Origin of the sequence: Terrisporobacter muris (assembly GCF_024621905.1) — a bacterium.
Taxonomy (GTDB): domain Bacteria; phylum Bacillota; class Clostridia; order Peptostreptococcales; family Peptostreptococcaceae; genus Terrisporobacter; species Terrisporobacter muris.
In genome coordinates, this window is record NZ_JANKBY010000094.1 from 1 (window position 1) to 11,402 (window position 11,402).

Here is an 11,402-nt window from a genome sequence, read left to right on the forward strand (position 1 = left end):
ATACTTATTATAAAATATTACAATAAAAATATTCTTTATCTAGTAAAATTTGCATTTTTAACTAGCTTAATTTTATATTTTATCAAAAAACATATAAAATTCTTACAAAAAAAGATATCACATTCATGTGATATCTTTTTACTTATTTTTATTAAAATAACATATGAGCTATAGGTGTTATAACTAAAAGAGATATTACTGTTCTTATTAAGAATATTACCATTAAATCTTTTAATTTTAGTGGTATTTCTGATTTTAATATAACTGCACCTGTTTCAGTCATATAAACTAATTGAGAGATAGATAATGCACCTATTACAAACTTAGTTATTTCTGCAAATCCGTCTCCACTTACCATTACTGATGGTATGAACATATCTGTAAATCCAACAAGTACTGCTGGTGCTGCCTGAGCTGCATTTGGTATTTGAAGTAATTCTAATACTAATATTACTGGATATGATATCCATGTGAATACTGGAGTAAACTCAGCTAAAGCTAGAGATATTGTTCCCCATGCTAATACCAATGGTATTAGACTTATATATATATCTACTATATTTTTAAATCCGTTTACTATTATTTCATTAAGCGTTGGTGCTTTGGCAGCTCTATTCATTGCATTGTTTAAACCTTGTTTGTATAATCCACCTTCTTCATTAATCTCTTCTACTTCGTAAGGAACATTGTTGTAAGTTTCATTTTTTATTTTACATAAAGGATAAATTCTTGGAAGTATTAATGCACAAACAAGTGATGCTGCACAAACTGTTAAATAAAATGGTACAAATTTATCCATAAATCCAAGTTGGTCTGCTATAACAGTAGAGAAAGGTAGTGAAACTAATGAGAAACAAACTGCTATTATACAACTTTCTTTTTTGTTATAGAAGCCTTGTTTGTACTGAGTATTTGTTATCATTATTCCTAAAGTTGCATCTCCAAGCCATGAAGATAGTGTATCTACTGAAGCTCTTCCTGGAACTAAGAATAAAGTTCTCATAAATTTAGATATCATTGTTCCAAAGAAATCCATTAATCCAAAATCTAAAACTAAAGGAAGTAAAAATCCTGCTATTAAAAATAATGCTATTAAACTTGGCATAATTCCTAAGATTACGTGACCTGTGTCTTCAGAAATTATAAATTCTGGTCCCACATTTGTGTATATCATAGCCATAAACACTGCTCCAACTATTCTGAAGAATAACCAAAATGGTGGTACATCTAATATGTTTTTGAAAAATTCATTTTTTATATTTATAAATTTTGCTACAAGTGATAAAACTGCTGATCCAACAATTATCACTAAACATATAGTTGGTACATAATCACCTATGGCAAGTTTTAATAATTCTGAAATAAATCCAACACCTATATTTACTGGTGATACATCTGCCACATTAAATATTTCTCCAAAAGGTAATGGTATGATAAATAAAAATAGTCCCAATAATGATGGTATAAAAAATTTTAAAAATTTCGAGATACTACTCGTCTGTTCCAGTGTGTAATTTTGCTCTGTATTCATAATAATTCCTCCGTAAATTTCATTTATGATTTTTGTATTTTTTTAATAATTTTAATTATTCCAATAATTCTTTATAGTTTCCATAGGTAATTTATTAGAATTTTCATTTAAAAACTTTTTTAATTTCTATGCGTATTCTTTCTCTAACTCTTCCAATTGAATATAATGTTTGTTTACATATTTTGATGATGTTAAGTAAAGTGCATTGGAGTAAAACATTCCAAAACTCATAATATCTCCCACTTGAAAATTAGTGTCTGAATCTTGTATATCTACTATAAGATGATCACTGCTACTACCTACTATTTCAACATTTTCATCTAATGGTACCAAGTCTCTATCATTAACAAAATCTTGTTTTCCTACTGCTAATATTGCTCTTTTTCTTATCCCCTTGTCTTCATAAACAGGTTTATTTCCAAAGGCATCTAAGAACATCTCTCCTATGGGATATGTAGGTTTTTCTTTTATTTCTATTACTTCAGCCTTAAGAATCATGGTATCTTTATGCATTTTATCTAAATCATAACCCCAATAATCTATCAAATCTCTGCCTATTATTAAGGCTTCTCCTATTCTTAGGTTATTTATTTTAGATGGCATTTTATTATCAAATAATAGTGGTAGAGATGTTGTTGATCCCCCTGATATTATGTCTAGTTTTCTGCCTATTTTATCTTCAATATCTTGTGCTATTTCACATAAATAACTTAAATTCTCATGAGATGGTTTGATTGATCCATAGCAGCTTAAATTTGTTCCTATTCCATATAATTTTACATATTCCAAATTATTTTCAATGTATAAAGTAATATCTATAAGTTCTTCTTTATTAAAAAATCCCTCTCTCAAATCACCAAGGTCAACCATAAGAATTATCTTATGTTCTTTCTTTTGCTTTTTGCACTCTTTTTCAAGCAAGTTAATTGTATTTATTTCTGAATTTAAAGATATATCAATATATTTAACTACTTCTTTTATTTCATGTTTCATAGGCATTCTTATTAACATAGTCTCTTTTTCAATATTTTTTTCCTTTAAATCAGTTAGTTGTTCTATTCTAGAGCTAGCCAAGTACTTGCAACCCCCATCAGCTAGTACATTTACAACTTCTTCATCTGCATTTACACCTTTTATAACACCTGCTATACTTATGTTATTTTTATTACATAAATCTACTAAGTATTTTGTGTTATCTGCTATTTTATTAAGATTTATTTCTAAAAGTGGATAATTTTTTGTAGTATCCATGACCATCCCCCTGTTCAAATAAAGTTTCTTTACAATAAAAATTCGCTTCACTCATGTCGCCAACGGCCTACAAACCAGGTCCGTTGCTCCGTTAAGCAGTTGGAATTTATATTTTATCCACAGAACATATAAAATACAAATTCCTTAAAATAAAAAAAGTCTCCTGGCTTTAAAAACCAAGAGACGAAATATTCCGTGTTACCACTCTTATTGATAAGTTCTACAATTAGCATTTCAGAATATTGAAAATTTTCAGTTTATAATAATTACAAACTAATAATTTTATTTCTTCTGAGTTAGGTGTTTTAACAAAATACTTTTTTGTATTAAAAAAGTCCCTTGGTTATAAAACCAAGAGACGAAATATTCCGCGTTACCACTCTAATTGATAAAATTCGCTGCACGTAAGGTACTGCAAATAAAACTTATCCACTCTAATCCCTTAAGGCGGGAATTACCTAATATCCTACTATTAGTTCAGATATTCTTCTCCAAAGCTCTCTTCAATATAAATGTTGTTACTAGGCTTCCACCAACCCCCAGCTCGCTGAAACACGATTCATATCTACTTTCTTTTTCATAGAATTTAAGTTATATGTTATTTGTTAATTATAATTTTATATGTATTCTTTTCATTTGTCAATATATATTTTTTTTATTATGTATCATTTTTCTTTAATTAGACATTGTCCACGTATTACAATAATAAAAACTAATTACCACAGCCTATTTTGCTTCAAATACATATTTTGCAGTATAAGATTTTCCACTACTTCCATCCTCAACTTCATTTGCAAAATAATTTATTACAAGTCCGTATAAACCATCTTCATTTACTTTCTTATATTCATCATTATCTTTGTTTACTAAATATAAATCATCCACATCATTTTTGCTATATAATTCATTTTCATAAATTATCACATTATAATTCATTATTTTTTCATCTGAGTTGTTAATATGATCTAATACTTCCAAAAAGTCATCTGTAGTATTATCATAATATGAGTTTACATCGTAAGTTTCTCCAGAATATTTTTCTACTACAACATTATATTTCTGCTCATCTATAGTAATTTGATAAGACTTATTTTTATTGTGATCAATCATAAAATAAATTAAATCACTTATTTTCCCATCTTTATTATAAAGTATTCTTGCTCCTTCTAAAGGAACATCACTATCAATATTACACTTTTCTTTAATTTCCTGCCATTCCAAGCTTAGATTTTTCACATTACCATTAAAATTAAAATTCTTGTCTCTGTATTCTAAATAATTACTAATTCCATTTGTAATACATGACACACAGAGAATAATAAGTCCCCACATGGCGCATTTATTTTTCACAATTTTATTACTTCTGTCTTTGTTTTTCATAGCTAAATAAAATATAAGATAGCCCACTGGCAAATAAATATATACATATACTTTTTCCATAAACGGAATATTAAAACTAAAAGCTCCTAAGAGATAAAATCCTATCATTTTTAAAACAAAATATTTTTCATTTTCTTCTTTATATTTGTAAATTTTTATTAATCCAATTATTGCTACTACAGTAATTATTATTTCCATCCATTGACCTATTAAGATTATTTCTTTAAAATCAATATTCATATTTTGCCCCCCTAATTTATTCTCTCTTAAAATTATAGTTTATGTATTTATATTTATAAACAAAAAGAAAGAGATTTATTTATCTCTTTCCAAATAATTAGCTATATCTTTAATTATAAACTTACTTACTGTTTTTGACAAAACTGACTTATAAGATTTATTCTAGCTTAATAAATAAAAGAAGCTACTGTAATATTCACTTAAAGCTACCACCTTTAATAAGTTTTACAATGTTACAAGGAAGGTACTTCTAATCTTGTCTTCTCTCTTTTTAAATACTGTTTATTTTTCATAACAAACCTAATAAATATTATAATTGTTATAGCTGTAAGTAACATACCTGATATGAAGTACACCTTAATATCATAATTAGTTATAACGTTTATCTGCTCATTTAAAGTCCCTTGAAAATAACCTACACTTATCATAGTTCCTGCTATTAGATTATTTAAAAAATGCACAGCAATTGGCACTATCAAATTATTATATTTTCTGTATAAAACACAACATGTAACTCCAAATACTATCGCACCTAATATAGCTAAAAGTTCATGACCAATTCCAAATATTACAGATGATATGACTGCTGAAGTAATAAAACTCAACTTTAGATTTAATCTTTTGAAAACAATTCTTCTAAAAATCATCTCCTCTAAAAGAGGTGCCAAAATCACTACACTAATAAGGAAAAATACTAACTCTTTATTGGTACTTGGATTCCCAAAAGTATCATTTGCCGCCTCCAAGGCCTTAGTCATATTAGTACTGGCTAAAAAACCTAAACTTAAGTTAGAAAGACCTATGGATAAAAATATTTGAGTTGCCACCACTATTAATATTTCTTTTATGCTAGCAATTTGTTTAAAATTACTCCATCTTTCTTTTACTAATTTTGTATTTACTCTACCAAACATAGAAATAGCAATTAGCACTGCTAAAGGTAAAATAAATCCTAACATTACATCATTTATTTCCATAGACAAACTATAAAGTGAATAAATTATGTATCCAATTGTTACTAAAATTTCAGTTCCAATCCATATTAGAACCATTTGCCAGATTTTAATTTCTTTCATTTTGTACTCCTTAAAGTATTTATTCCACCCTAATTTATAACTATCATACTATGATTTTAGCATAGCGTATCATTTTATACCTTCATACAAAATAAATTCTATATATTGTTTAATTATAGTTATAATTTACTTCATTACCCTCTTAATTAAATTCACCTTTTCTTTGTATGGTGGGAATACTAATTTAAGGTCTATTTTAGTACTTTTTTTCACTATTGATTTTGTGTGGGTAAATGTTTCAAAGCTGGCTTTTCCGTGATAATTACCCATACCAGATGTTCCTACTCCACCAAAAGGCAGATGAGCTGATGCCACGTGGCTTATGGTATCGTTGACACAGCCTCCCCCAAATGAAAATCTAGTTATAACATCTTCACAAAAGTCTTCATCTTCTGAAAATACATATAGTGCCAATGGATTTTTATGTTTAGAAATATAATATTTTAAATCTTCCATATCTTTGTATTTTACCACGGGAAGTATGGGACCAAATATTTCATCACTCATGACACTGTCATCTAGTGTTACATCCCTAAGAATAGTTGGAGAAATATATCTTTGCTCAAAATCCACATCTCCACCAACTACTATTTTTTCTTTATCCTGTTCTAAGATATTATTTAGCCTATTCATATGTCTTTCGTTTATTATTCTCCCAAACTCTTTATTACTTTTAATATCTTGACCATAGAACTCATTTATTGTATTTTTAAATTCATCTATAAGCTCTTCATAAATATGTTCATGAGCTAAAACATAATCTGGTGCCACACAAGTTTGTCCCGCATTTGTTAGTTTTCCCCAAAGTATTCGCTTTGCACTGATTTTTAAGTTGGCAGTATTATCAACTATTACAGGAGATTTTCCACCAAGCTCTAAAGTTACTGGCGTCAAATGTTTACTGGCTTTTTCCATAACGATTTTCCCCACATTTACACTTCCAGTGAAGAATATGTAGTCAAATTGTAAATCTAAGAGCTCACTATTTACTTTGTAATCACCTGTAATAACTGCTATGTATTCTTCTTCAAAAATTTCTTTTATTATTTTTTTCACCATAGTTTCTGTAGCCGTTGCATATTCAGAAGGTTTTAAAATTACTGTGTTTCCTCCTGCTATAGCTCCAATTAGAGGCTCTATAGTTAGTTGGAAAGGGTAATTATATGGTCCTATTATAAGCACTGCGCCATAAGGTGATTTATAGATGTATGATTTTCCAGGAAGTTGCGCTGCATCATTTTTTACCTTTTTAACTTTTGTCCAACTTTTTAAGTTTTTTATGGCAAAATCTATACTTCCATAAACAAATCCTACTTCATTGGAATAAGCTTCAAATATATGCTTTCCTAAGTCTTTATTTAAAGCATCTATTATTTCGTCTTCATATTTTTTTATTACGTTTTTTAATTTTTTCAAATTATCAATTCTTTTATCAACAGTTACTGTTCCAATATCACACAAATATTGTCTTTGTTTTTCTAATATGTTTTCAAATTTATTCATAATTAACCTCTTTTATCTATCTTTTCTATTAACCTCTTTTATCTATCTTTACTCCCAAAATCCAATTTTATAACATTATCATTATAAGATTTTGAAATTTGCTTATTTTTATTTTTTCCATATTTTCTTTCAACCTCTTCCAGCTTCAAATTTATAGTATTTAAAACAGCTTTTCTTATATCTAAATATATCTTTTCTTTCACTTCTTGTTCCTCAAGATATCTTGTTATATTTTCCAAAGGGCTCATATTCTCTTCCTCATGAGAAAAAATCTCATCTATAACTCCAACAACATTTAAATCATTATTAAGCTTTATACAATAATCTATAAGTTCTTCTTTGCTACTTTCACGTAAAAGTGTGTACTTAGCATCAGATGAATGCAAATTTATCTCTATTTTTCTAGCACATTTTTCTGCCTCTTTAGCTAGCATTTTACTAAATTCTGAAGGCTCTTCTGGAGTTAAGATTATCCCCGTATCTGAACATACCTCCCAAAAGTCCATTTCTAATTCATCCATTATTTTTGTTAAAATAGATGCACTAAAATCACAAGTTTCTTCTTCATACTGAGCTATAATATATTGACTAACATCAATTCTTTCTCCTAATTCTTTTCGTGATAATTGCATATCCTCTCTTTTTTCTTTTAATTTTTGCCCTAAATTATTCACTTGTTTTACCTGCCCTTTTTCTTTATTCTCATAAACATTATACACAAGTTTTTCATGGATTTAAAATTAATATATAAATTCTTTACAATAAAAAACAAGCTACCTTAATTTAGCTTGTTCTTTATTCACCTAAATTTATATCCTCTTCTGCTAAATCCACATCTTCATTTGCAGTAACTTGAGATCTAGCTTTAATTTCTCTTTGTGCAACAAGTGCTTGCATTTCAGCTAGTAGTAGGCCTAAAAAAACAAGGAATATGGCTAAATCATCTTCGTCCAACTCTTCAGCTAAACTATAGGATAATGTGGCAGATAATACTATAAGTTCCGCATAGCTAAAGTCTGAAAGCCTTTTGTTTTCACTACTACTTTTATCGCTACTTTTTTTTGATTTGCAATTTTTACTTGATTGGTTATTATTTGTATTATCTGTGCTTTCTCTTTTTTTCCTTTTTTTAGCCACCTTACTTTCCTCCTTGCAATTTATATATATGTAAATTATAGTTTATTTTCTTATGACTATGTTTTAATTTACAAAAAATAGTACCCCTTTAATGAGTACTATTTTGGTTATATAATTATGAATTTGTTTTTTACTTACTAAACATAACACTTTCTTTTTCATCAGCTTCCCCAAGTAATAAGTTAGTAATATTCTCATCTGATTTTATCTTCCATTCATTATCTTTTTTAGTTAAGTTGATTTGTCCACTTCTAGTTTCTGCTTTACTACTTTTAATTTTTTCTTCCAAGTTTTTTTCCACATCAGCTTGTTTTACTTCTTTACCATTAAAAGTGTCTGCTATACTTTCTTCCATAACAGCCAATAATAAATTACTATAATTAGGTGCTTTAATTTCTACCTTTACTGTTGCTTTATCTTCATTTACCTTTTCCGATAATACTTTTGCATCTATCTTAGAAAGATACATTTTTAATGATTCATCTAATTTTTGGCCGTCTTCTTTCTTAGATGTCTCTGATGTTTCATCTTGTGTAGATGTTGTACCAGTTTCTTCGTTTAATATTTCATCTGAAATTGTATCTTCTATAAGTTTTTGTGCTTCCTTACTGTCACTTTTCTTTATGGATGAAAAATAAGTATTTACCACATCTGTTGGCGTTTCACTTTTGCATCCGGTCAACATCATTGGTATAAATAGCATAATCATAAGTAAAGCTAATACTGTTTTTTTCATTTGTTTTATCCCCTTTGTTTTTATATTTTCTTTGTCATTTCCCCTGATTTTGTTGTATTATTTATATCTACCCATTTTCTTATGTAATAGTGTAACATTTTTCACATATATAAATTGTTGTATTATGGAGGGTGTAACTAGAAATTATAGACTTTTTTTCTTATTATTTGATAAATAGAGGCTAAATGTAAATTTATTTAATATAATGTGACTTATTTCAATAGAAATTATTTGCAAAAATTTACTTTGCTTATATCTACAAAATTAATAATCATATGATCAACGATAAAAAATATGCCAGTATTTCTACCAGCATCTATCTATAAAATTCTATTTATTTTTAGGTTTATTTTCTCTTTTTGATTTAAACTCTTTTTTTGCTTTAGATTCTTTTTTTAATGCTTTGAAATCCACATCCACAAAGTTCCCTTCTTTTAATTCCACTGCTTTCATGTTTATTTTGAACTGTCTTTTGTAATCTCTAATTGTTCCTAAGTTTTGATTAGTAACTATTGAGATAGCAGTACCTTTTTTATTACCCCTAGCACTTCTACCACATCTATGTAGGTACTCGTTTTTACTACCTGGGAAATCAAGATTGAATATATGGCTAACATCAGGTATATCAAGTCCTCTAGCAGATAAATCAGAAGAAACTAAAATATTAGCTTTTCCAGTTCTAAATGCTGTCATGGCATTTTTTCTATCTTCCTTAGCCATTTTCCCTGAGATGCATACTGATTTATATTGGTGATAGTTAAGTTTTTCGTTTATAACTTCTATACTATCTTCATCATTTACGAAAACTATAGCTCTTTTTGCTTTTGCAGAAGATAATGCCTTTCTAAGTATTGTGAACTTTTCTCTTCTATCTCCATAGATGTACATATGATTTATATTTGGATTTATAACTGATTCATCAGTAGCTTTTATAACTTCCATTTCCTTCATCATATAATCACAAAAACTCTCAGCTTTGCTATCTAAACTAGCTGTAAATCCTAAAAGTTGTCTATCTCTTAAAGTAGTTTTTATTATTTTTTCTACTATTGCTTCACCTTTTGAACTTACTAAGCTATCAACTTCATCTAATATTATAGTTTTAACCTTATGAACTTTTAGTTTTCTCTGTTGAATTAAATCAAGAAGTCTACCAGCAGTTCCAACTACTATATGAGGTTTTATTGATTTTATATTTTTAATTTGTTTTTGTATGTTTACTTCACCTATTACTGCAAAAGTAGTTACATCAATTCCTGAGTTTTCTGCAAGTAGTTTTGCTTCATTTGATATTTGCATAACTAGTTCATGAGTAGGTGCTAGAACTAAAACTTGTGTATCTCTCTTTGTAGTATCGATTTTTTCAAACATTGGAAGTAAGTATGCTAAAGTTTTTCCACTTCCTGTTTCACTGTTTACTAGTAAGTCTTTGTTTTCTATTATTTTTTCTATTGTTAATGATTGAACCTTTGTTGGCTCTGTTATATTTTGCTTTAATAATCCATTTATTAATTTTTCATTTATCCCTAATTTGTCAAATGTTTTCATGTATTGCTCCTTTAAGTTTAATCAACTTATATTATACACTTATTTAATAATTTTGCAAAAGCCTTTGTATCATTTACGTTATGTTTTACAAATATATAAATTAAAATGCATTTGCAAAACTTTAACTTATAAATTTATTTATTCTAGCTTAAACAAATCATTGATATCTTCTAGAAAGTAAAGAAGATTAATAGATACCATTTCATCCATATAAGATATGATGTTTTCATCTTCCACAGAAAAAATATGTTTTTTAGGATTGTATGTGAAATCTTTTCCGTATTTCACTTCTTTATTAAAATATCTAGATACTATAAAATCTCTAGAGCTTTTAAGTACATACATCTTATCTTCACCTATTTTAAATTGAACTTTGCAGTAAGGTTCATCTAAACATGCCTCCATATGCACTTCTAAATTTACCTTTTTGTAATCATTAGTAATATTGCCCAGTATTATATCTTCTAGTGTTAATTTAGATGCTTTATTAATTTCTTAATGTATGTTAGAAAGTGCTTCTACTCTATTTGTATTTTCCATTATTTCCATAGCTTCTAACAAAGTTACCTCAATATGCTTGCATATATATGTGCCCCTTCTATTATTTTCTCTATAATCTTCACAAGTGCATCTTGTTTTTTCTATGTTTAAGCTTTCTAAATTTATTCCTAGCACACTTTCATAATCTCTATAACTTTTAAACCCTTCTACTTGGGCATCTATAATTAAATAGTACTCCTCTGTAGCAAAATCTACTCCGTATACATTTTCTTCTTTATAATATGCGTTTCCCCTTTGCCATCTTTTAGGATGAATCACCGCTCTGACTCTATTTTTATTTCTTATGTTATCACTATCTTTGCTACTATTTTTCTAGTTTTGTATATTCTAATTATAAGCAATTTATTTTTAATAGTATACTTTAAATATGATACTAAAATAAGGTATACACAATTTTGTGCATACCTTTGACTATAAATACTTCCATAATTTATGTTAT

General features: G+C 27.8%; 11 protein-coding genes and 1 other annotated feature. All 11 genes read right to left on the reverse strand.

Going from position 1 to position 11,402, the window contains the following annotated elements:
• Positions 1-151 precede the first annotated feature (151 nt).
• Positions 152-1,531 carry a YjiH family protein gene (locus NSA58_RS09195; RefSeq protein WP_052233080.1) on the reverse strand — a complete coding sequence of 460 codons (1,380 nt, stop codon included), beginning with the start codon at positions 1,529-1,531 and terminating at the stop codon, positions 152-154.
• Positions 1,532-1,657: 126 nt separating this feature from the next.
• The gene (locus NSA58_RS09200) at positions 1,658-2,782 is read right to left on the reverse strand and encodes an alanine/ornithine racemase family PLP-dependent enzyme (RefSeq protein ID WP_039680653.1); all 1,125 of its coding nucleotides are present in this window, start codon (positions 2,780-2,782) and stop codon (positions 1,658-1,660) included.
• Between the two features lie 351 nt (positions 2,783-3,133).
• Positions 3,134-3,372, reverse strand: a binding site (T-box leader).
• Between the two features lie 136 nt (positions 3,373-3,508).
• A complete protein-coding gene (locus NSA58_RS09205; RefSeq protein WP_039680654.1) occupies positions 3,509-4,402 on the reverse strand; it encodes a hypothetical protein in 894 nt (297 codons plus the stop codon).
• 233 nt (positions 4,403-4,635) lie between these two features.
• The gene (locus NSA58_RS09210) at positions 4,636-5,478 is read right to left on the reverse strand and encodes a CPBP family intramembrane glutamic endopeptidase (RefSeq protein ID WP_074079275.1); all 843 of its coding nucleotides are present in this window, start codon (positions 5,476-5,478) and stop codon (positions 4,636-4,638) included.
• Positions 5,479-5,604: 126 nt separating this feature from the next.
• On the reverse strand, positions 5,605-6,981 hold the full coding sequence (locus tag NSA58_RS09215) for an aldehyde dehydrogenase (RefSeq protein WP_052233081.1): 1,377 nt from the start codon (positions 6,979-6,981) through the stop codon (positions 5,605-5,607).
• Between the two features lie 38 nt (positions 6,982-7,019).
• Positions 7,020-7,655 (reverse strand): helix-turn-helix domain-containing protein, encoded by a 636-nt coding sequence (locus NSA58_RS09220; RefSeq protein WP_139045027.1) that lies wholly within the window; start codon positions 7,653-7,655, stop codon positions 7,020-7,022.
• A gap of 121 nt (positions 7,656-7,776) precedes the next feature.
• Complete coding sequence (locus NSA58_RS09225) at positions 7,777-8,118, reverse strand: hypothetical protein (RefSeq protein WP_039680658.1); 342 nt, start codon at positions 8,116-8,118, stop codon at positions 7,777-7,779.
• A 130-nt stretch (positions 8,119-8,248) separates the two neighbouring features.
• Positions 8,249-8,854, reverse strand: a complete 606-nt coding sequence (locus NSA58_RS09230; protein WP_074079273.1) for a DUF4878 domain-containing protein — start codon at positions 8,852-8,854, stop codon at positions 8,249-8,251.
• 330 nt (positions 8,855-9,184) lie between these two features.
• Positions 9,185-10,402, reverse strand: coding sequence for a DEAD/DEAH box helicase (locus NSA58_RS09235; RefSeq protein WP_039680660.1), 1,218 nt, complete (start codon positions 10,400-10,402; stop codon positions 9,185-9,187).
• Positions 10,403-10,540: 138 nt separating this feature from the next.
• Complete coding sequence (locus NSA58_RS09240) at positions 10,541-10,807, reverse strand: hypothetical protein (RefSeq protein ID WP_039680661.1); 267 nt, start codon at positions 10,805-10,807, stop codon at positions 10,541-10,543.
• 90 nt (positions 10,808-10,897) lie between these two features.
• On the reverse strand, positions 10,898-11,221 hold the full coding sequence (locus NSA58_RS09245; RefSeq protein WP_074079272.1) for a hypothetical protein: 324 nt from the start codon (positions 11,219-11,221) through the stop codon (positions 10,898-10,900).
• Between the last annotated feature and the right edge of the window lie 181 nt (positions 11,222-11,402).